19 protein-coding genes and 1 pseudogene are annotated in these 20,959 nt (G+C 70.5%); 9 read left to right on the plus strand and 11 right to left on the minus strand.

Annotation, left to right across the window (positions count from 1 at the left end; genetic code table 11):
- Window positions 1-19 precede the first annotated feature (19 nt).
- From CHC05_RS03240 to CHC05_RS03270, 7 genes are read right to left on the minus strand one after another with little or no spacing between them, the layout of a single operon-like run.
- On the minus strand, window positions 20-931 hold the full coding sequence (locus CHC05_RS03240) for an amidohydrolase family protein (protein WP_089244426.1): 912 nt from the start codon (window positions 929-931) through the stop codon (window positions 20-22).
- Entirely contained in the window at window positions 924-2,069 is a 1,146-nt protein-coding gene (locus CHC05_RS03245; RefSeq protein ID WP_089244429.1) for a vWA domain-containing protein, read from the minus strand. The genes CHC05_RS03240 and CHC05_RS03245 overlap by 8 nt, the downstream gene beginning before the upstream one ends.
- Window positions 2,056-2,922, minus strand: a complete 867-nt coding sequence (locus CHC05_RS03250; protein ID WP_089244431.1) for an AAA family ATPase — start codon at window positions 2,920-2,922, stop codon at window positions 2,056-2,058. Before CHC05_RS03250 ends, CHC05_RS03245 begins: the two co-directional genes overlap by 14 nt.
- A complete protein-coding gene (locus CHC05_RS42975) occupies window positions 2,922-3,932 on the minus strand; it encodes a xanthine dehydrogenase family protein molybdopterin-binding subunit (protein ID WP_089244433.1) in 1,011 nt (336 codons plus the stop codon). The genes CHC05_RS03250 and CHC05_RS42975 overlap by 1 nt, the downstream gene beginning before the upstream one ends.
- A complete protein-coding gene (locus CHC05_RS42980; RefSeq protein WP_089244435.1) occupies window positions 3,929-5,305 on the minus strand; it encodes a xanthine dehydrogenase family protein molybdopterin-binding subunit in 1,377 nt (458 codons plus the stop codon). Before CHC05_RS42980 ends, CHC05_RS42975 begins: the two co-directional genes overlap by 4 nt.
- Window positions 5,305-5,802 carry a (2Fe-2S)-binding protein gene (locus CHC05_RS03265; RefSeq protein ID WP_089244437.1) on the minus strand — a complete coding sequence of 166 codons (498 nt, stop codon included), beginning with the start codon at window positions 5,800-5,802 and terminating at the stop codon, window positions 5,305-5,307. The genes CHC05_RS42980 and CHC05_RS03265 overlap by 1 nt, the downstream gene beginning before the upstream one ends.
- Window positions 5,803-5,817: 15 nt before the next feature.
- On the minus strand, window positions 5,818-6,609 hold the full coding sequence (locus CHC05_RS03270; RefSeq protein ID WP_089244439.1) for an FAD binding domain-containing protein: 792 nt from the start codon (window positions 6,607-6,609) through the stop codon (window positions 5,818-5,820).
- A 48-nt stretch (window positions 6,610-6,657) separates the two neighbouring features.
- Between CHC05_RS03270 and CHC05_RS03275 the strand changes: the two genes are divergently transcribed.
- On the plus strand, window positions 6,658-7,344 hold the full coding sequence (locus CHC05_RS03275) for a GntR family transcriptional regulator (protein WP_089244441.1): 687 nt from the start codon (window positions 6,658-6,660) through the stop codon (window positions 7,342-7,344).
- Here CHC05_RS03275 and CHC05_RS03280 read toward each other — a convergent pair.
- Window positions 7,341-8,039 (minus strand): DsbA family oxidoreductase, encoded by a 699-nt coding sequence (locus tag CHC05_RS03280; protein WP_179266029.1) that lies wholly within the window; start codon window positions 8,037-8,039, stop codon window positions 7,341-7,343. The two genes, CHC05_RS03275 and CHC05_RS03280, sit on opposite strands and share 4 nt — an antisense overlap.
- Before the next feature lie 107 nt (window positions 8,040-8,146).
- Between CHC05_RS03280 and CHC05_RS03285 the strand changes: the two are divergent.
- Window positions 8,147-8,443, plus strand: a pseudogene (locus tag CHC05_RS03285) (hypothetical protein); the annotation flags it as partial.
- A 138-nt stretch (window positions 8,444-8,581) separates the two neighbouring features.
- On the plus strand, window positions 8,582-9,379 hold the full coding sequence (locus CHC05_RS03290) for an SAM-dependent methyltransferase (RefSeq protein ID WP_089244445.1): 798 nt from the start codon (window positions 8,582-8,584) through the stop codon (window positions 9,377-9,379).
- Here CHC05_RS03290 and CHC05_RS03295 read toward each other — a convergent pair whose 3' ends face one another.
- The gene (locus tag CHC05_RS03295) at window positions 9,380-9,895 is read right to left on the minus strand and encodes a nitroreductase family protein (protein WP_089244447.1); all 516 of its coding nucleotides are present in this window, start codon (window positions 9,893-9,895) and stop codon (window positions 9,380-9,382) included. It abuts the gene before it with no gap.
- Between the two features lie 112 nt (window positions 9,896-10,007).
- Between CHC05_RS03295 and CHC05_RS03300 the strand changes: the two genes are divergently transcribed.
- Window positions 10,008-10,223 (plus strand): hypothetical protein, encoded by a 216-nt coding sequence (locus CHC05_RS03300; protein ID WP_144022458.1) that lies wholly within the window; start codon window positions 10,008-10,010, stop codon window positions 10,221-10,223.
- Here CHC05_RS03300 and CHC05_RS03305 read toward each other — a convergent pair.
- Complete coding sequence (locus CHC05_RS03305) at window positions 10,220-11,005, minus strand: class I SAM-dependent methyltransferase (protein WP_089244451.1); 786 nt, start codon at window positions 11,003-11,005, stop codon at window positions 10,220-10,222. The two genes, CHC05_RS03300 and CHC05_RS03305, sit on opposite strands and share 4 nt — an antisense overlap.
- A 47-nt stretch (window positions 11,006-11,052) precedes the next feature.
- On the opposite strand from CHC05_RS03305, the gene CHC05_RS03310 reads away from it, so the two are divergent.
- The 4 genes from CHC05_RS03310 to CHC05_RS03325 all read left to right on the plus strand — a co-directional run bounded on the left by CHC05_RS03310 (window position 11,053) and on the right by CHC05_RS03325 (window position 16,253).
- Window positions 11,053-11,610, plus strand: a complete 558-nt coding sequence (locus CHC05_RS03310; RefSeq protein WP_089244453.1) for a helix-turn-helix domain-containing protein — start codon at window positions 11,053-11,055, stop codon at window positions 11,608-11,610.
- Between the two features lie 54 nt (window positions 11,611-11,664).
- Window positions 11,665-12,369, plus strand: coding sequence for a VOC family protein (locus CHC05_RS03315; RefSeq protein WP_089244455.1), 705 nt, complete (start codon window positions 11,665-11,667; stop codon window positions 12,367-12,369).
- Window positions 12,370-12,505: 136 nt separating this feature from the next.
- Complete coding sequence (locus tag CHC05_RS03320; protein ID WP_144022459.1) at window positions 12,506-13,396, plus strand: hypothetical protein; 891 nt, start codon at window positions 12,506-12,508, stop codon at window positions 13,394-13,396.
- Window positions 13,397-13,457: 61 nt separating this feature from the next.
- A complete protein-coding gene (locus CHC05_RS03325; RefSeq protein ID WP_144022460.1) occupies window positions 13,458-16,253 on the plus strand; it encodes a hypothetical protein in 2,796 nt (931 codons plus the stop codon).
- A 36-nt stretch (window positions 16,254-16,289) separates the two neighbouring features.
- Here CHC05_RS03325 and katG read toward each other — a convergent pair whose 3' ends face one another.
- On the minus strand, window positions 16,290-18,536 hold the full coding sequence (gene katG / locus CHC05_RS03330) for a catalase/peroxidase HPI (RefSeq protein ID WP_089244737.1): 2,247 nt from the start codon (window positions 18,534-18,536) through the stop codon (window positions 16,290-16,292).
- Between the two features lie 186 nt (window positions 18,537-18,722).
- Between katG and fxsT the strand changes: the two genes are divergently transcribed.
- Window positions 18,723-20,939: an FxSxx-COOH system tetratricopeptide repeat protein gene (gene fxsT / locus CHC05_RS03335; RefSeq protein ID WP_179266030.1), complete on the plus strand. Its 2,217-nt coding sequence runs from the start codon at window positions 18,723-18,725 to the stop codon at window positions 20,937-20,939.
- Window positions 20,940-20,959 lie beyond the last annotated feature (20 nt).

Raw genomic sequence — 20,959 nt, forward strand, 5'->3', positions numbered from 1 at the left:
GCCTTTCCTTCGACAGGGGTCAGAGCCCGTAGACCCGGCGGGCCGTACGGGAGAAGACGTCGAACTGTTCGTCCTCGGTGCGGTGGCGCAGGGCCTGCTTCCACGCGTGCGTGAGCTCGGCCGAGGTCGTCCACAGCTTCTCGACCGGCAGGTTCGTGCCGAACATCGCGCGCGACGAGCCGAACAGGTCGAGCACCTCGTCGGCCACGAACCGGATCAGGGACGGGTCGACGCGGTGCACGAAGGTGCCCTGGCCCGTCAGCTTGACGACCACGTTCGGCAGGGCGGCCAACATACGCATGCCGGCCCGCCACGATGCCACGACCTCGGGGTCGGTGTGGTCGGTCAACATCCCGGCGTGTACGAGCACGAAGGTGACCGCCGGGTGGTCGGCGACGAGGGCCGCCGCGTCGTGCATCTGGCCCGCGAAGACCTGGAGCTCGAACAGCCAGCCCAGGTCGGCCAACGCGGCGATGTTGGAACGGAAGACCGGATCCTTCATCGTGTCCGGGCCGGAGGCGAAGCGGAACTCCGGGCGCTCGTGCCAGTGGAGCTGCAGGCGGGTGCCGACGACGAGCCGGCTGAGCGCCTGCTGTTCCCGCATCACGTCGACGGCGTTCGGCGCGAACAGGTCCGCGCAGCCCACCATGGCCATCGGCCAGCCGGTGCGCTCGTTCAGCTCGGCGATCCAGCGCACCTCGTCGACGACGCGGTCCAGGGGCCAGTTCGGCTGCACGTACACGGACGTCCTGATGCCCGCCGCGGCGGCGTCGTCGCGGTACTCCTGGATCAGGTAGTCGCGCCGGATCGGCTCGTACGGTCCGAATATCCGCGGGACCATCGGCCCGGACAGCCACGGCATGTCGGCCTGGCGCCAGACATGGTGGTGCGAGTCGACGATGTCGCCCGCGTAGAGCGAATCCTCAGACATGCGCGCTCCTTTGCGTCGTCGCGAACTTCCCCCGCACCGCGAGCAGCGCGGAATCGAGGTCGTCTACCCCGGTGAGGGCGTCGAGATCGGCGAGTACGGCCGACATCCCGCGGGTCAGCGGCCGGTAGGCCGGGTCGCGGGCCAGCGGCGACCACCAGCACAGCTGGGCGGCGAGCAGCGACAGCCGGCGGGTGGCCGTCGCCATCGCGGTGCAGTCGCCGCGTTCGAGCCCGTCGGACAGGACGAGCACGAGGGCGCCGCGGGCCAGGTTCGCGTGGTCGTCCAGGAACGCCGTGAGGCTCGTGCCGATCAGGGTGCCGCCGTCGGCGTCGAGCACCACCTGCGCCAGCGCGGCGAGCGCGGTGTCCACATCGGAGGCGCGCAGGGCGCCGGTCACCCGGGTCAGTCGCGTTCCGAACGTGAAGACCTCGGCACCGGGACAGGTCGCGACGACGGCGTACGCGAAACGCAGGTAGTCCGCGCTGTGCTGCTTCATCGAACCGGACACGTCGACGAGCAGCAGAAGGCGGCGCGGCTGGGGCGGCCGGTGGCGCCAGTGCAGCCGCATGATCTCGCCGTGGGTACGCCGGGACTCGAGGTAGATCGCGCGTAGGTCCACGCGTTGCCGGCGGCCACCGGTGCGGCGGCGCCTTGACCTGGTTTTCGGGATGGCTCTCGGCAGCTCACGGCAGATCTCGCCGATGAGCTCGTGGGCGCGCGGTGTGGTGGCCGCGAACCGCCGCACGCCGTCGAGGCTGACCGTGCTGGCCGCGAGTCCGGAGCTGCCGGCCGGGTCGGCGACGACGTCTTCGACGTCGGCCCCGCCCGATCCGGGCATGCCCGTCGGCTCCTCGTCCGAGTCGGCGGCCGGCTCGTCGGTGACGGTCAAGGCGTCGAACGTCAGGCCGAAGAAACGGCGGAACACCTCGTCGTACACGTGCCGCTCGGGTTCCGAGGTCACCAGCGTGGCGGCGCCGATCCAGTAGAGCTGGCCGGTGGTCGACGGGGCCAGGGCCTCGATGCCAGCGAGGAATTCGCTCTGCTTGTTGGCCGGGGCGCGCAGGCCGGCGTCGTGCAGGCCGCGGAGAAAGCCGAACAGGTGGTCTTCGGCCCGGGTCACCAACTCAGCGGTCGTCATCGCCGAACACCTCGACCGCGTGCGCCGCGACCAGAGCTCCGTCGTCGGCGTTCTTGAGCACCAGCCCCAACGAGGCCCGCAGGGCGTCTGTCCACTCCAGACCTTCGTCGGCCAGCGCGAGGGAGCCCTGCGCCCAGGCGATGGCCTCGGCGATCCCGGGCCGCTTGAGCGGTCCGAGCGAGCGGATGACGTTGACCGACCGCACGAGCTGGGCGGCCGCCCGCGCGCTGAGCCCGGGTGTCTGCGCCTCGACGATGGCCCGTTCGCGCTCCGGGTCGGGGAACGGGATCCAGTGGTAGAGGCAGCGCCGCTTGAGTGCGTCGTGCAGCTCCCGGGTGCGGTTGGAGGTGAGCACGACCAGCGGGGGCACGGTCGCCGCGACGGTGCCGACCTCCGGGATGGTGATCTGGAAGGTGTCGAGGAACTCCAGCAGGAACGCCTCGAACTCGCTGTCGGCCCGGTCGATCTCGTCGATCAGCAGCACCGCGCCGGCCGCGCTGCGCAGCGCGCGCAGCAGGGGGCGTTCGAGCAGGAACTCGCCCGCGTAGAGGTCGCCGACCGGGGTGCCCTCGACCTCCGCGGCCCGCAGGCTCAGCAGCTGCTTGGGGTAGTCCCACTCGTAGAGCACCTGCGAGACGTCGATGCCCTCGTAGCACTGGAGCCGGATCAGCTCGCGGCCCAGGGCGTCGGCCAGCACGTGCGAGATCCGCGTCTTGCCGACGCCCGGCTCGCCCTCGAGCAGCAACGGCCGGCCGAGCGCGACCGCGAGCCGGACGGCGGTCAGCAGTCCTTCGTCGGCGAAGTAGCGGCGGTCCTTGAGTTGCTGGCTCAGGGCGGCGTGGTCGAGCAGCATCAGGCTCCGTCGCGCAGGGCGTCGAGTCCGCGGAGGACCGACTCGGGGGTGAACGGCATCGTGGTCAGCCGCACGCCGCAGGCGTCGAAGATGGCGTTCGCGATCGCCGGGATCGGGGCGTTGGCGGTCATCTCGCCGATGCCCTTGGCGCCGAACGGTCCGTTGGACGACGGGCGCTCCAGGATGACGCTGGTCTGCTCGGGGATCTCACCGGAGCCGGGCATCAGGTATTCCGAGAAGTCGACCGGGCCGTGCGCCCGCGACGCCGGGTAGTAGGGCTCGGTCGACTCGAAGATGGCGTGCGAGACACCCATCCACGCGCCGCCCTCGACCTGCTGCGTGGCCATCGCGGGATTGAGGGCCCGACCGATCTCGTACGTGTTGTGCAGGCGCAGCACGGTGACCACGCCGGTCTCGTCGTCGACCTCGACGTCGGCCACCGTGCACGCGTGTGCCTGGCACGAGTCCGGGTCCATCTCGCCGGTCTCCGGCACCGGGTAGCTGCGCTCCTTGAGGAACATCCCGCGCCCGGAGATGGACTTGCCCTGCTTGAAGTGGGCCGCGAGGGCGATGTCCGAGATGTGGATCTGCTTGGCCGGGCTGCCCTTGAGCCGCACGTAGCCCGAGCCGTCGGTCTCCAGGTCGCCGGCGTCGACCTCGAGCTCGTCGGCGGCCACCTGGAGCATCACCTCGCGGGCCTCGCGGGCGGCCATGATGACGGCGTTGCCGACCCGGTGGGTGCCGCGGCTGGCGAACGTGCCCATGCAGTGCGGTCCCGTGTCGGTGTCGGCGGTGTCGACGATGATCTGCTCCATCGGCATGCCCAGCGTCTCGGCCGCGCACTGGGCGACGACGGTCTTGAGCCCCTGCCCGAGGTCCACGGAGGACAGGCTGATGACGAAGCCGCCCATGGTGGTGGCGTGGATCAGCGCCTGCGACGGGTCGCCGCCGAGGTTCATCCCCGTGGGGTAGTTGACGGAGGCGAAGCCGCGGCCGTACAGCAACGTCATGCTCCGGCTCCTCTCGGTGTGGACGACGACATGGCCCGGTACTCCTCGGGAAGCTCGTGCCCGACGAGCGCCGCGGTGCTCTGGATGACCTCGATCAGGGCGGTGCCGGAGGCGACCTTGCGGTGGGCCTTCACGTCACCGTCGCGGTAGGCGTTGCGCAGCCGGAACTCCAGCGGGTCGATGTGCAGGGCGCGGGCCACCTGGTCCATCTGCGACTCGATGGCGAAGTCGGCGATGGTGACCCCGAAACCGCGCATGGCGCTGGACGGGGTCCGGTTGGTGTAGACGCAGTGGCAGTCTGCATAGACGTTCGGGATCGTGTACGGGCCGGGCAGGTGCGCCGCCGCCTTGGTGGCGCCGTAGGGCGAGTGGCGGGCATACGCGCCGGCGTCCACATAGAGCATGATCTTGCGGGCGACGATCCGCCCGTCGTTCATGACGCCGTCCTTGATGTAGATGCGCTCGGCCGCCCGGGGCGAGGAAACCTGCATCTCCTCCTCGCGGGTGTAGACGAACTTGACCGGCCGGTTCGTCATCGTGGCGGCGATGCAGGCGAGCGGCTCGACCATGACGTCGACCTTGCCGCCGAAGCCGCCGCCGACGGTGCCGCCCTTGACCTGCAGGTCCGTGAACGGCCGCTTGAGCGTCAGGGCGGTGTTGTCGAGCGTGAAGAACGCCGCCTGGGTGTTGCTGTGGATCAGCAGCCGCCCGCCGGGCTGCGGCACGACGATGCAGCCGGTCGTCTCGGTCGGCGCGTGCTCGATCGGGGCCGAGCTGTAGCGGTACTCGAAGATGTGGTCCGCCTCGGCGAAACCGGCCTCCACGTCGCCGAAGCGGATCCGGCGCGCGTGGTGTCCCTCGTACACGAAGTAGTTCGTGCCCGCCCGCTTGATGACCGGCGTCTCCGGGAGCATCGCCTCCTCGACGTCGAGGACGGCTGGCAGTTCGGTGTAGGTCACCTTCACCTTGCTCGCGCCCTCGAGCGCGGCGGCCTCCGAGTCGGCCACCACGGCCACGATCGGCTCGCCCTTGTAGAGCACCCGGTCCTCGGCCAGGACGGGCTCGTCGTCGGGTCCGATGCCGATCAGCCGCAGCACGCCGTACCAGTTCTCCGGAACGTCCTTGTAGGTGATGACGCGCAGGACGCCGGGGACCTTCAGGGCTTCGGAGTAGTCGACGTCGGTGATCAGCGCGTGGTGGTGCGCCGAGCGGTGGATCTTGAGGTGGGCCAGGTTCGGGAAGGTCCGGTCCTCCATGAACTCCGTGCGCCCGGTGACGTGGCCGAGCACGTCCGAGCGCTGCACCGCGGTGCCGATCACGGTGAAGTCCGACGAGCGCTCGTCGCGGAAGTACTCACTGTCGATGCGGGCCATCAGCGGGTGGCCTCCTGTCCTGCGCGGTCGCGGCGGCGCCGGGCCGCGTCGAGGATGGCGCTGACGATCGGCGCGTAGCCGGTGCAGCGGCACACGTTGCCGCTGATCGCCTCGTTGACCTCGTCGGCGGTCGGGTCGGGGTTGCGGGCCAGCAGGGCCTCGGCCGACATGATCATGCCGGGCGTGCAGAAGCCGCACTGGGTGGCGAACCCGTCGATGAAGGCCTGCTGGACGTCGCTGAGCTCCTGGCCGTCGGCCAGGCCCTCCACGGTCGCCACGGCGGAGCCGTCGACGGTGGCGGCCGGCACGAGGCACGAGACCACGGGCGCGCCGTCGAGCAGGACGGTGCACGAGCCACAGGCGCCCTGTGCGCATCCGCGCTTGGCACCCGTCAGGCCGAGCTGTTCCCGCAGGGCGAGCAGCAGCGTCGTCTCGGGCTTGGCCATGAAGGCCTGGTCGACTCCGTTGACCTTGAGATTGACGATCCTGACCGGCATGGGTCTGATTCCCTATCAGTGGCCGAGCAGGGCTCGGCGGAGGTGGACGGGGAAGACGCGGGTGCGGTACCACGCGGAGGCGTAGGCGTCGTCGGCCGGCTCGATCTCGCCGCGGCCGGCCTCCCCCGCCGCGCGTACCGTGTCGGCGGTCAGTTCTTGACCCACCAGGGCCGCCTCGACGGCGTGCGCCCGGATGACGCGCGGGCCGACGCCGCCGAGGGCTATCCGGGCGCCGGTGACGGTCCCCTCTTCCTCGGTGACGGTCGCCGCCACCGTGACCAGGGACGCGGAGTTGTAGCGGCGGCGGGCCGCCTTGACGTACCTGAAGGTGCCAGGTCGGGGTAGCTCGAAGGTGACGGTCGTGACGAGCCCGGCGCCGTTGGTCAGCTCTTCGACCGGCAGCTCGCGGCTCCCCGTCTCGTCGACGAGCGTGACCCGGGCGTCCAGCGCGACGAGCGCGACGGCGAGGTCGCCGTGCGGCTGGCGGGCGAACAGGTTGCCGCCGACGGTGGCCAGGTTGCGGACGGGTGTCGAGGCGATGCTCCGTACGACCGCGTTGAGGTCTTCCAGTCGGTCGTCGTGCTCGACCTGCGCGAGGGTGGTCGCCGCGCCGATCTCGACGGTGTCTCCGTGCAGGCGGATGCCCGACAGCCCCGCGCGGCGCAGGCTGACGAGCTCGGTTGGCGGTGAGGCGTAGTCGTTGAGCCACGGCAGCACACAGGTCCCACCGCCGATCGCCGTGGCTCCTCCGGCCAGCAGCCTCACCGCAGCCGAGACGTCGTCGGGGACGTGAACCTCGGTCAACATGCGCGCCCCCTTTATCGATATCGATAATGAACGTATACGGTCTCTCCTATGTTGGTCAACGAGTCGTCTACGGGCCGCCCGTCGAAGCCGACCCTGAGCGAGAGCATCCGGGACGGATTGGTCGAGCTCATCGTCTCGGGCGAGCTCAAGGCCGGCGAGCGGCTCATCGAGACCCGGATCGCCGCGGACTTCGGCACGAGCCAGGCCCCGGTGCGCGAGGCGTTGCGCGAGCTCGAGGGCCTCGGCCTGGTCGAGAGCCGCCCCCGGCGCGGGCGTCATGTGCTGCCGTTCGTCGAACAGACGATCCGCGAGGCGTACGTGGTGCGCGCGGCGCTGGAAGAGGCCGCGACCCGGCTCGCGATGCTGAACGACCGGCTCCCCCTCGACGCGATGCGCGCCGACGTCGCCGACATGTACCGCTGCGCGGCTGACGACGACGTGCGGGCGATGGGGCTGGCCAGCGCGCGCTTCCACCGCCGGGTGGTGCTGGCCGGCAGCAACTTCCTGCTGGAGCGGGCGTGGGAGGGACTGCAGATCGAGTCGCGTACCGCCATCGCCTTGGTGGTGACGAAGCCGTTGCTGTCGCACGTAGCCGACGAGCACGCCGAACTGCTGGCGGTGCTGGAGTCCGGCGACGTGGAGGCCGCGTGCCTGCACACCCGGGCACACCAGTGGGCGTACGCGGACCTCCCCCACGACATGCACGGCACCGCCCGCGCGGTGCGCTTCCCCTAGCTCACACAGCCGTCGGGGGTGCACACCCCGTCGCCGCCACCGATGATCGGCAGCGGCTGGGGCTTGGGCTTGGCCTCGGCCCACGCCCGGTCGATGACGGAGACCAGGTCGTTGAGCCCGATGGCGCCGGGCACGGCGAACCGGCCGTCGAACACCAGGAACGGCGCGCCGCGGGCGCCCAGCCGCACCGCCTGGCGCTGGTCGGCGTCCACCCGGCCCCGGTAGCGGCGACTCCGCAGGGCCTTCGCGGCGCCGTCCAGGTTCATTTCGGCGGCGAAACCGAGGACCTCGCCCTCCGTCCACAGCTTGCGGGCCTGCCCGAAGTGCGCCCGGAACATCGCCGTCCAGATCTCGTTGCTACGGCCCTGGTCCGTCGCGTACGCGAGCAGCTCGTGGGCCAGGTCCGTCGGTCCGAGAGTTCGGTCGACCGCGCGGTACGGAGTCAGGCCCTCGGCCTTGGCCTGCCGCTCGATCGGCCGCAGGACGTGGTCCACGGTCGTCGGGGGCGCACCGGCCATCTTGATCACCTCGCGCTGCGTGACACCCTCGCGCGGCAGGTCAGGGTGGACCTGAAACGAACGATGGACGACCTGAACCTGCTCGCCGTAGCTGAGCCGGCCCAGGGCCTGGTTTATCCGGTGGTCCATCAGCCCGCAGTACGGGCAGACGATGTCCGACCAGAACTCGATCTTCATGGCACCCCACTCCATTTCTCACTTTCCGTTCGTAGCCCCATGATGCAGAAGAATCACGGGCCCACAAAAGGCACACGAATGTGCCTGAAGACCGGGTGGGGTTAGATGTGCCGGTGGTTACGTACGACTCGCTCCCTGACATCGCGGTCCTGCGCGAGCGGTGCCGCGCGTTGGCGATGGTCGACGCCGTCCTGAGCCCACGGTTGGAATACCGGCACTACACGTTCGACGCGTACTGGGGGCCGGATGAGCAGCTGGCGTCCATGGCGAACGGGTCGGGCGACGAGTGGTCGATCGTGTTCTCGACCGCCGGCGCCTTCGTCCGGGGCTTCGACCATGAGTCGGCGATGAGCCCGGCGGTCAACGACTACGAGCTGTGGCCGGGCCTGCTCACCGGGCTGCCGTCCGATAACAGTGGCTGAGCTGGCCGAGGATCTGGACCACATCGGCTACCCGGCCACGAGAGTCCAATAGGGACATCGCGCATCGGCCCGGAGACCGTACGATCGGCGGAGCCTCGCCCCTCGTATTGGAGTTTGTGCATGACGATCTCGGATGCCGACCTCACGGCACAGCTGCAGCCCGACATCCCGCACGCGGCCCGCATGTGGAACTACTGGATGGGCGGCACCGACAACTACCCCGCCGACCGCGCCGCCGGTGACGCCGTCGCCGGGGTCTATCCGGAGATCCGGCTGATGGCCGGCCAGTCGCGGCAGTTCCTGACCCGGGCGGTGCGCTTCCTCGCGGCCGAGCAGGGCATCCGGCAGTTCCTGGACATCGGCACGGGCCTGCCGGTCATGCAGAACACCCACGAGATCGCGCAGGAGATCGCGCCCGAGAGCCGCATCGTCTACGTCGACAAGGACCCGCTGGTGCTCGTGCACGCCCGGGCCCTACTGGGCGAGGCCGGCTCCAACGAGCAGGTGACCTACCTGCAGGCCGACTACTACGAGCCCGAGACGATCCTCGCCGAGGCCGCGAAGACCCTCGACTTCACGCAGCCGATCGCGGTGATGTTCATGGGCGTGATGGGCTACGAGCCCGACATCGCGGTGGTCCGGTCCATCATCGACCGCGTGGTGGCGGCGACGGTCTCGGGCAGCTACCTGGTGTTCTGGGACAGCACCGACACGACCCCGTCGGTCGTGGAGGGTGCGAAGAAGCTCGTCGAGAGCGGCGGCGACGAATACCACCTGCGCAGCCTCGCCGACCTCGGCGCGGTCTTCACGGGCCTCGACCTGGTCGAGCCTGGCCTGGCGCAGATCACGGCCTGGCACGCCGACGACGCGGAGCCGGTCCAGACCGACGCGTTCGGCGGGGTGGCCCGCAAACCCTGATCACCAACCGCCGCGGTGGACGACCTCGTCGAACGGACGGCGGTTGGGTCGCTTGATGGGCCGCAGCGGCCGGTCGGCGGGGTGGCCTACCCCGAGCAGGTAGGTCACCTCGTGCGTCTCCGGCACCCCCAGGATCGCCCGCGCCCGGGCGTGATCACCTACCGAGGAGTGCCCCGTGCCGATGCCGAGGTCCGTCGCGGCGAGCATCATCGCGTACGTGGCCTGACCCAGGTCGTACTGGTCGAGCAGTCGTTGCCGCTCGTCGACCGGCACCGGCAGCACCAGCGCGATGGCCGCCGCCCCGCTCGCGACATGGCCGGCGGCGTGCCACACCGTGCCGAGCTCGGCCAGCTGCTGGCGGTCGGTCACGAGGACGAAGTCCCAATGCTGGCGGTTCGACGCCGAGGGCGCCCGCCAGCCGGCCTCGGCGATCCGGGTCAGCTGCTCGTCGGTCACCGGCTCGGCGGTGTACGCGCGAACGTTGCGCCTGGCCCGGATCGCATCCCATGTCTCCATCGGGACCCACTCTATTTCGCCCGTCGCCCTCAGGTGTCCCAACCGTGGCATAGGGGACCCTGCGGGCTACGCTGTTCGTTGACCGCGTACCGCAATGACCCGGGAGATTTTCATGTCCGACGACGAGAACACCACGCCGGACGAGACGCCGGAGGACGAGGCGGTCGAGGAGACCCCTACCTTCGCCAACCGGGCCGAGCGTCGCGCCGCCAAGGGCAAGGGCAAAGGCAAGGGCGGCCAGACCCACCAGCACGGCTCCGGTGGGTTCACCGGCAAGGGTGGCACCTTCCAGCCTCCCCGCAACTACGGCAGCCGCCGCAGCGGCTAGCGTCGGGCCAGCCACACCGTCCGGGTCGTACGCACGCTGAGGTCTTCGCGTCCCCCCAGACCCGCGACGGCCTTGTCCAGAGCGGCCAGGTCCGACACCGAGAGTCGCCCGTCCAGGCGCTCGCGCATGCGGCCCAGGGTGACCTCGGCGTAGCGCGCGGCCACCGGCGGCAGTGGCGACCGCAGGTCGATCTCGAACACCCGCTGCGTCACCGCGCCGAATCCGGCGTGGGTGGCGCGGTCGCCCCAGTTCTCGTGCATGTGCATGCCGGCCTCGTGGCGCATCTTCGCCAACTCCACCTGACCGCGCTGCTCGACCGCCTCGTCCTGGGTGCCGGTCAGGAAGAGCGGGAGCGAGTCGAGCTCGGCGATCACCAGCAGACCACCTTCGCGCAGGGCCGCGTACGCCGAGGCCAGTGCCTGCTCGGGATTGGCCATGTGGTGCATCGAGGAAGCGGCCCAGACCACGTCGGCGGGCCCGAGGTCGGGCCAGGGCTGGTCGAGGTCGGCCTCGACGGTGTGGATCCGGTCGCCCAGGCCTTGGTCGTCCGCGCGGGCCCGCAGGTGGGCCAGCATCTGCGTGTCGACGTCGACGGCGGTGATCTCGGATCCGGGCAGTTCCCGGGCGAGGGCCAGGGAGCCCGTGCCGCTGCCGGCGCCGATGTCGACGACGTGGGGCCGGGCGGCGGCCTCGCGGCCCACCCAACCGATCAGCTCGCGGTGGTAGTCGGCCAGGACCTCCGCGTCAAGGTCCAGCATTTCGATCAGGTGCTCGTGTGCCATGCGTCGACGGTAGCCGCACCTTGCGCCAATGGCATAGCATCTTGCGCATGAAGCAGGACGATGGCCTGGAGGTACGGGTCCGGCAGCGGATCCGCGGCCTGCGGGTCGCCCGGGGCTGGTCGCTGGACGAGCTGGCGGCGGCCTGCCTGCTCAGCCCGTCCACGCTCAGCCGCATCGAGACCGGCCACCGGCGGATCGCCCTCGACCAACTGACCGCGATCGCCCGGGCGCTCGGCACCACGCTCGACCACCTCGTCGAGTCCGACAGCGACGACGACGTGGTGATCCGCCCCCACCAGGACGAGGCGCGCGGCGTCACGACCTGGCTGCTCTCCCGCGACAAGGGCCAGACCGTCAGCAAGATGCGCGTCACCCGCAAGGTCCCGGACGACCTGCGCGTCCACCCGGGCCGCGACTGGTTCACGGTGCTCTCGGGCACGATCGTCCTGCGCCTCGGCGAGCGCACGATCCTGGTCGGCCCGGGCGAGGCGGCCGAGTTCTCGACGATGGTCCCCCACGCCTTCGGCGCGCACGGCGGCCCGGCCGAGATCCTCTGCATCCTCGACCACGAGGGCGAGCGCACCCACCTGGGGCCGCACGCGTAGGCCCTGGGTGCTTTCGCCGATGCGCCGTGGCCGCCCGTCCGGGAAGCTGTCGGGATGATGCCTCCCGCCCTCCTCGACCATGTCTCGATCGCGGTGACCGAGGCCCGGCCCGCGTGGCCGCTGCTCCGCCGGGCCCTCGGTGGGTCGTGGGCGATCAGCGGCACCGCGCCGGGCTTCCGGTTCAGCACGCTGCGGTACGCGAACGGGATGTGCCTGGAGCTGCTGGAGCCACATCGGACGGACGAGAACCCGTTCGTGGCGCGGTTCCTGTCGCGCGGCGGGCCCGGACTGCACCACCTGACGTTCAAGGTGCCCGACCTGGCGGCCGCGGTCGAGGCGGCGACGGCGGCGGGCTATCCCTGCTTCGGCGTACGCACCGTCGACCCTTCCTGGCACGAGGCGTTCATCCATCCGAAGGTGGCCGGGGGCACGCTGGTGCAGCTCGCCCAGGCCGGCCCGGCACCCCTGCCGCCCCCGCCCGCCGACCTGCCCCCGGCGGGTGGGGCGACGGCCGCGCTGCGGGTGGTCACCTGCCCGGCCACGGAGGAGGCCCGCACGGCCGGCCTGCTCCGGCTGCTGGGCGGCCAGGTGTCGGGCGCCGGCGAGTTCACCTTCCGCGGCCCGGGCGTGCGGATCCGGATCGGGCCGGCCCGCCTGGAGTTCACGGGCGTGGACGCGGTGACCCGGGTGGCGTACGCCGGTGGCGCCGGGATCCCCTTCCGCGACCCGCACCTCGGCGTGGACCTCGTGCTGGCCTAGTTGCTCGAGCCGGTTCGCCCCAGCCCCCGTTCTGGTCCTGTTGACTGGATGATCGGCGCTGTCCGTGTCGGGTCGGCAACGGGGTGCGACCGGCTGGGCCTTTCGAGGCGGTCGACCGCTGCCTATCGTCCGTTTCGTGAGCGCTCCCCCGCCCCGGCCACGATCCCGGCGACGGCCCCGTCAGTGGGACGCTGTCGGTGCCGTCGCCGGGATCGCCAGCGCGCTGATCGCCGTCGTCTTCGGGATCGCCCAGTGTGGACCGTCCTCCGATCCGAAGCGGACGAGCGCCACCCCCACTCCGCCACCGGCGACATCGGGGCCGGCTCGACCCGAGACGCCCGCTGACGAGTTCCTCGAGCTCGTCGAGATGGAGTACGGGCAGGAGGCGGCCGAGGTCGCGGTCACCGGCATGCTCGAACCGGGGGCCCCGACCACGGAGCCGCCCGCGCCCGATACCACACCCGCGCGGGTACGGCCCCTGGTGCTGACGTTGCGCAACACCGGCGACAACCCCCTCGTCCTGACCGGGCTCAAGGTGGTCGTCCACGAGGTCTTCACGGTGCCGTCCTGCGCCAGCGTCGCGGGCGGCGAGGTAGCTCCGACACTCAACTACGACTTCCGCTTCCCCGTCCCGTCAACCGGTGAATGGTCGGCGACCGGGCCGCAGAACTTCGCGGTGGAGCCCCGCAGTGTCGATGCGCTGTCGGTCACGATCGGCCCCGCCGCGAGCGGCGCTGCGGTGTACGCCTGGCGCTACTCGGTGTACGCGGTCGTCAAGGATGGCCAGGAGATCCTCTGGGGAGGAGGCGTCGGCACCGACGGGTTCGAGGTCTCGGCCTCCGACTACGAGGCCTACACGCGGTACGGCGTGCCCTCGGGCTCTTCGCCGGCCGAGATCCGAGCGTGCGCCGACAACGTGGTGAAGACCGTGCGGGGATACATCGACCAGCCGACCGGGCCGGCCCACGCCGTGCAGCCGGAGCTCGACAACATGATCGAGGCGTACGAGGGCCTGGCGGCCACCTAGGTGGCCGGTCCCGGTCGGATCGCTGATAACGCCTGGCGGCCGATTTCGCCATGCTGGACACGTGGACCGTGATCGACTGCTGCAGCAGGCCTCCGAACTGGATGATCCAGCCGAGACCTCCAGAATGCTGGCCGAGGCATTGCTGGGCCTCGGATCGGCCGGCTCGGATCCGCTCGACGCGGGCCTGGCGCTACACCTCGGCAGAGCGCAGCGCGACCTCGGTCACGAGGTCAGAGCACTTGCGCTGCTCGACGCGGCCGCCGAATGGGATCCGGACTGGCTGACGCTGTCGGCTCTGCGGAGCGCCCTGCAGGCCCGGGGGCAGGATATGCGAGCAGTCGCCCGGCTAAAAGCGCTGCTCGCCGTCGCGCCACGCGACGCCCAGCTCGAACTGGCCGAGCTTTACGTGGACCTCGGCCTACGCACACTCGCGTTGGACGCCCTCCGGCGCGGCAAGTCCGGTGCCCGGCGACGGTGGCGGCTGTGGTGGGCCACCGGCGGGCCGCTCTGGTTCGTCCGCGCCGCGCTCCGTGGGCAGGAAACGGCTGAGCTGGAGGACCGGCTTGGTGGTGGGGAGGTCGCAGCCGGCGCGGTCACGCTACTCTTGCGGGACGTGCTCGCCGATGCGGACCGCGACCGAGCTGCCTGGCTGCTCGCCGAGCAGGCCAGCCGGCTTCGGCTCGACGACGACGCCGCCGCCCCGGCCGCCGCTCGACTGCTCGCGGACGGCATCTCCTCCACCGGGCCACATCCCCTTGTGCTCCGCGAGGCAGTGGGGGTCGCCGCGGCTCTGGGCGATACGAGGCTGGCCCTGCGGATCCTCCTCCTGCTCGACCCCGCCACCAGTGGTCTGCCTGTGCGGCACGCCGGCCTGCTGACCGAGCTCGGTCGGTTGATGGACGCGTGGACGCGGCTGCAGAACGGCGCCGCCGGCAACGAGTTCCGCGAGGCCCGGGCCGAGCTTCTCGTCGACGTGGGACTGTCGTACCTGGCCGTCGACGCCCGGGGAGACACCTCCTCGTGGCGACGGAACTGGCGCCGGCTCTGGTGGCGCACCGGTGGGCCATTGTGGTTCGTCCGGTCTCGGGGCCGCCGACGGGATCAGGAGAACCTCGCCGACCGGCTGGGCTCGAGCCATGGTGCGATCGAGGAAATCGCGCCCGCGGCGTTGGCCGGCGCGCTCACCCGGGCCGCGGAGGTCCACGAAGCCCTCACCAAGGCCGACCAGCAGCGCCGCGGACCCGCGGTCGCCACTCTCACCGCGGCCAACGACCCGGACCGGCCGAGCGTGCCATTGCTCGAACAACTCGCCTGGGCCCTCTACCTGAACAATCAGGAAGAGGAAGCATTGCGCCGGATCCGCGATGCCCGTGCGTTGGAGCCGGCGAAAGCCTCCTTGTTCGACATCGAAGTGATGACCCTGAGCTTCCTCGACCGAGACTTCGAGGGAGTGCGAGCTTGCGATCGGCATGCCGCATCCTTCGGCCGGCCCCAAAATGCGCGCGCGACCCACGGGTACCTGTTGAATGGCCTCGGCTTCTCCGCCCTGTCCTGGGATGCGTTCGGTCCCGCTGACCTGCGCGGCTGGTCGCCACGCTCGCGGCGGAGGCAGTGGTGGCGCATCGGTTGGCCGCTGGGCTGGCTCCACAAGCGCCTGCGGGACAGCGACCAGTTCACGCTCGAGTTCTGGAAGGATCGCTGCGAGGACCTCGGCATTGTTCTCGGTTCTGTCGTCGGACCCGAGCGGCTCGACGAGCTTCGGGTGGCACCGGATCGCGCGGTGCTGCACGAGCTGCGGTGTCGGCTGAGGTGGGGCCGGGCCAATGTGGTCGCCCGCCTGACCGCCGGCTACGCGGGGATCGTGGTGGGCGGTTTCGTCGTGGCGCGCCTGGCGAGCGACCTCGGTCCGCTCTGGTCCTCGGTGGTCGGCGTCGGGGCGGCCGCGATCATCCTGGGCGCGTTGAGAGGTGTCTACCGCTTCACCCGTGCGGAGCCCGGCAGCCGGGTTCTGACCCGCGTCCTGCCAGCCATCCTCGCGGTCGCCGCGGCCGGCTACGCGGTCACCCGGATCGACGGCCGCTGGCCGCTGCTCGTCGGGGTGACGGTCGTATCCGTCGCGGCGGTGGCGATGCTGCGCCTGGTGACCGCGTCCGCCGTGCGGGTCGGAGAGGCCTTGAAGGTGCGCCGCATCCAGCGGGCCGATCCACGCGGCTACGCCCTGATCAGCCTCTTGGACATGCTCTCGGAACTCCGCCGGCCGGTGTTCCGCAATGAACTGGGCTGGCGCCGCCAATGGTCACAGACACTCGAGCAGGTCGCCGCCAGAATGGAGATCGACTTGCCCCTGTTCTTCGCCCACGACCCGGGCAGTGCTGACCTCCTGCGCCACCGTGGCCGGCGGGCGGCGGCGGCCCTTCGCGAGTTGAAGTACCTGGTGGTGGCCGCGCCACCCGGTGCGTGGCGGCGCGTCGAGACCGTCCTGCGCGACGACATCGCCGCACTGGCGACCGGGTCGCTCGGCCGCCTCCACGCGACCGACCCGCCCGCGCCGGAGACACACCGCCGGTCCCGCCGCCAGATCGCGGTCGACGCGCTGCGCATGCTGTTCTTCGCCGGCCTCCCGCTCGGCGTCGTCCTGGCCGCGCAGCCGTGGCTGCGGTTCAACGAGACGATCCTCAACTGGGCGCGCCTGCTCACGATCGGCTGGGCGGTGCTCTACGTGCTGATCACCGTGGACCCCACGTTCCGCGACAAGCTGCGGACCGGGTTCGCTCTGATCAACCTGGGCCGCGGCGCCGGAGACCCCGCCCAGCTCGAGCCGTCCGGCACGGAGAAACGATCCCCGAACGCCAAATGAGCCCGACCGCAGGCGGCCGGGCTCATCCGTAAAGGCTCAGGACAGGTCGAAGCGGTCGTTCTCCATGACCTTCGTCCAGGCCGCGACGAAGGCGGTGACGAACCGCTCGCCAGCGTCCTGGCTGGCGTAGACCTCGGCCAGCGCCCGCAGTTGCGAGTTGGAGCCGAAGACGAGGTCGACCGCGGTGGCGGTCCACTTCACCTCGTCGGTGGTGACGTCGCGGATCTCGTACACGTGCTCGTCGGTCTCCGACGCCTTCCACCGCGTGCCCGGGGAGAGCAGGTTCGCGAAGAAGTCGTTGGTGAGCAGGCCCGGCCGGTCGGTGAGCACGCCGTGCTTGGCGCCGCCGACGTTGGCGCCCAGGGAGCGCAGGCCGCCGACGAGGACGGTCAGCTCGGGCGCGGTCAGGTTCAGCATGTACGCGCGGTCGATCAGCAACACCTCGGGCTGGGTCTTCTCCCCGGCACGCAGGTAGTTGCGGAACCCGTCAGCGCGCGGCTCGAGCACCCGGAACGACTCGACGTCGGTCTGCTCCGCGGTGGCGTCGGTGCGGCCCGGGTGGAACGGCACGCTGACCTCGACACCGGCGTCGCGCGCGGCCTTCTCGACGGCGGCCGAGCCGGCCAGCACGATCAGGTCGGCGATCGAGATCTTGGCGCCGCCGGCCTCGTTGAACTTGCGCCGGATGCCTTCGAGGGTGTCGAGGACGGTCGCGAGCTGCTCGGGCTCGTTGACCTCCCAGCCGCGCTGCGGCTCGAGCCGGATGCGGGCGCCGTTGGCACCACCACGCTTGTCGGTGGAGCGGAAGCTCGCGGCCGAGGCCCACGCGGTCGAGACGAGCTGGGCCGTGGTCAGGCCCGACTCCAGCACCATCGCCTTGAGCGTGGCGACGTCGGCCTCGGTCACGAGCTCGTGGTCGACGGCCGGCACCGGGTCCTGCCAGAGCTGCGGCTCCGCGACCCACGGGCCGAGGAAGCGGCTGACCGGACCCATGTCGCGGTGCAGCAGCTTGTACCAGGCCTTGGCGAACGCCAGCGCGAACTCGTCGGGGTTCTCCAGGAAGCGACGGGAGATCCGCTCGTACGCCGGGTCGACGCGCAGCGACAGGTCGGTGGTCAGCATCGTCGGGCGGTGCTTCTTCGCCGGGTCGTACGCGTCGGGGATGATCGCCTCGGCGTCCTTGGCCACCCACTGCTTGGCGCCGCCGGGGCTGGTGGTGAGCTCCCACTCGTACCCGAAGAGGATCTCGAAGAAGCGGTTGCTCCACTGCGTCGGCTTGTCGGTCCAGGTGACCTCGAGGCCGCTGGTGATCGTGTCGGCGCCCTTGCCGCTGGCGTGGCTGCTCAGCCAGCCGAGGCCCTGCGCCTCCAGCGGCGCGCCCTCGGGCTCGGCACCCACGTGGTCGTCGGCGATGCCGGCGCCGTGCGTCTTGCCGAAGGTGTGACCACCGGCGATCAGCGCGACGGTCTCCTCGTCGTTCATCGCCATGCGGCCGAAGGTCTCGCGGATGAAGTGCGCCGCGGCGGCCGGGTCGGCGTTGCCGCGCGGACCCTCTGGGTTGACGTAGATCAGGCCCATCTCGGTGGCGCCGACGTTGTCGGCCATCGTGGTGTCGTCGACGTAGCGCTCCCCGAGCCAGGTGTCCTCGGGACCCCAGAAGATCTCCTCGGGCTCCCACACGTCGGCGCGGCCGAAGCCGAATCCGAAGGTCTTGAAGCCCATCGACTCCAGGGCGACGTTGCCGCCGAGCACGAGCAGGTCGGCCCACGAGATCTGCTGACCATATTTCTGCTTGACCGGCCACAGCAGACGGCGGGCCTTGTCGAGGTTGGCGTTGTCGGGCCAGCTGTTGAGCGGCGCGAACCGCTGGCCGCCGTCACCGGCACCACCACGACCATCATGGATGCGGTACGTGCCGGCGGCGTGCCAGCTCATCCGGATCATCAGGCCGCCGTAGTGGCCGAAGTCCGCCGGCCACCAGTCCTGCGAGGTGGTGAGCACCTCGGCGATGTCGCGCTTGAGGGCTTCGACGTCGAGGGACGCGAACGCCGCGGCGTAGCTGAAGTCTTCCCCGAGGGGGTTGCCCTTGGCCGAGTGGGCGTGCAGCACCGAGAGGTCGAGCTGGTTGGGCCACCAGTCGCGGTTGGTGAGCGGCCGGTTGTTCTTCGGGGTCGGCGCGTCGATCGCCGGGTTCTCGCTCTCGCTGCCGTGCGCGGTCGCGGAGTCGTGCACGACCGGGCACCCGCCGCCGCTGGTCTGGTCCTTGTCCTGTATGTCGCTCATCTGCGTTCCTTCCCGCAGCCGCGCCTCGACGAGGCCGCTCGCCGCCACGCGATGACGCTAGGCCACATTCTGGAACAATTCAAGATAACTGCTGGCGTTGGTTCGTTGACACGGAGGGATCATCCACACGGGAACCGTCCCGCTCGCCACTCGCGATCATCGAGGCCGCGACAGCATGATGCAGGGATGACGGTCTCGCGACGCCACCGCTGGCGTTGGGCGGCATGGTGGGCGTGCGGCATCGGGGGCGCCGCGGGCGTCGTCGCCGCCGTCATGCGTTCGGCCTGGGTCCGTGCGCTGATCGACCGGGGAAGTGCGGCGTCGACGTGGGCCTGGATGGAACGCCTGAGCTGGGTGGCGGGCGTGGCGGCGCTACTGGTCGCATTGATCGCCTCGCGCCGGAGCGTCGCGTCGCGTGGCGTACCCAGCTCTTCCGAGCTCACGGAGCGCGACAACGAGGCCGCCGCGTCAGTTCTCGTCCGGAACCTTCCGGCGAGGAATCCCGCCTTCATCGGACGCGACGACTTGATCGTGTCGATCAACAACGCGCTCACCAGCGGACCCGCGGTGATCAACGCGCTCCACGGCTGGGGCGGGGTGGGGAAGACCCAGACAGCGATCGAGTACTCGTATCGGTACGCCGACGACTACGACGTGGTGTGGTGGTTCGTGTCGGAACAACCTCAGCTTCTGGCCGAGCAGTACGCACAGCTCGCTGTCGCGCTTGGAGTGGCGCCGGCGGGCAGCGACACAATGGTCGCGTCCGCCGCAGCCCGCCGTTGCCTCCGCGAGCGCCAACGCTGGCTCATCATTTTCGACAACGCGGAAGATCCCGAGGCACTACGGCCCTGGATTCCGGATGGCGCCGGACACGTTCTGATCACGTCCCGCCGCGCGGACTGGCGCGAGTTGGCGACCCCCGTCCGTGTCGATGTGCTCCCACGGGCCGAGTCTGTGGCGCTGCTGACCCGCCGCACCGATCTCACTGGCGACGGCGCGCACCTACTCGCGGACAAGCTCGGCGATCTTCCTCTCGCCCTGGTCCAAGCGGCGGGCTTCATCAGCGAAACCAGCATTCCGATCGACGACTACCTGGCCTCCCTGGAGGCCGGTGCGAGCCGCATCCTGCAGGAAGGCCGACCGGCGTCCTACCCGTTGACCCTGCCCGCGGCCGTCAAGCTCGCCGCAGAGCGGGTGCGGGAGACGGACCTGCCCGCGTGGCAGCTGCTCCGGCTCTGCGCGGCCCTCGGACCAGAGCCGATTCCGCTGTGGCTGTTCACCGGAGCCGCGGATCGCATCCTCCCCACACCGCTGTCGGCGGCTGTCAAAGACCCGGTGCGACTGCGCGGCAGCATCGGCTTGCTGGCCCGACTAGGCCTCGCTCGGGTGGACAAGACGACGATTCAGCTTCACCGCCTCACCCAGTCGGTCCTCCGGTCCTCGGCGCCGCCGCGAACACTCGAGGCTGACCTGTCGCGGATCCGGAGCTTGCTCGTCGGCGCTCAGCCTCCGGACACGGATGACCCGCGGTACTGGCCGACCTGGGCCGCGCTCGCGCCACACATTCTCGCGATCGACTCCGTGGACGCCGACGAGATCCCGTTCCGTGAGCTCGTATGTGGGCTCATCCGGACCCAGCTCAAACGCGGGGAGATCGCAGACGGTCTCGCGCTCATCCAAAACCTGCACCGGCGGTGGTCAGCGAGGTACCACCAGGATGAATTGACGATGCTCCATGCGTCGTTCTTGCTCGGGCATGCCTACTACCTCGCGGGCCTATGGCCTGAGGCCCAGGACATGGACGCCGCGACATACGCGGCTCGCCTGCGCCTCCTCGGCCCCGACCACCCCGACACCCTCGAATCGGCCAACAACCTCGGAGGGAGTCTCACGCGCATGGGCAACCTCGCGGCTGGCCGCGCATTGGACCACGACACGCTGGCCCGCCGGCGGAGGACCTTGGGCGACGATCATCCCGATACGTTGAGGACGGCGAACAACTTCGCTTCCACCCTGCGCAAATCCGGTGAGTTCGCCGCTGCCAAAGCACTTCACCAGGACACGTGGGGACGCTCCCGACGCGTACACGGCGCCGAACACCCCGCGACACTTATCTCCGCGTTCTACATCGGAATGGATTTGATCGAACTCGGCGAGTTCGAGGCCGCATACAGGCAACTCGACGAAACGCACTCCACTCTCCGGCGAGTGCTCGGCGAAAGCCACCCGGCCACCCTCCAATGCGCCGACCAACTGGCCATTGCCGCGTTGAGACGAGGCGACCGCACGACAGCGCAAGCGATCCTGGAAGAAACACTGGCCCGTCGGCGCGAGGTGCTGGGCGACAGCCATCCCGACGTCGCCGCGACAGCGACCAAACTCGCGGCCATGGACCGAACCTAGCGACGAACCGCCCGGTCCGC

It is taken from the genome of Asanoa hainanensis (genome assembly GCF_900188485.1).
Classification (GTDB): Bacteria; Actinomycetota; Actinomycetes; order Mycobacteriales; family Micromonosporaceae; genus Asanoa; species Asanoa hainanensis.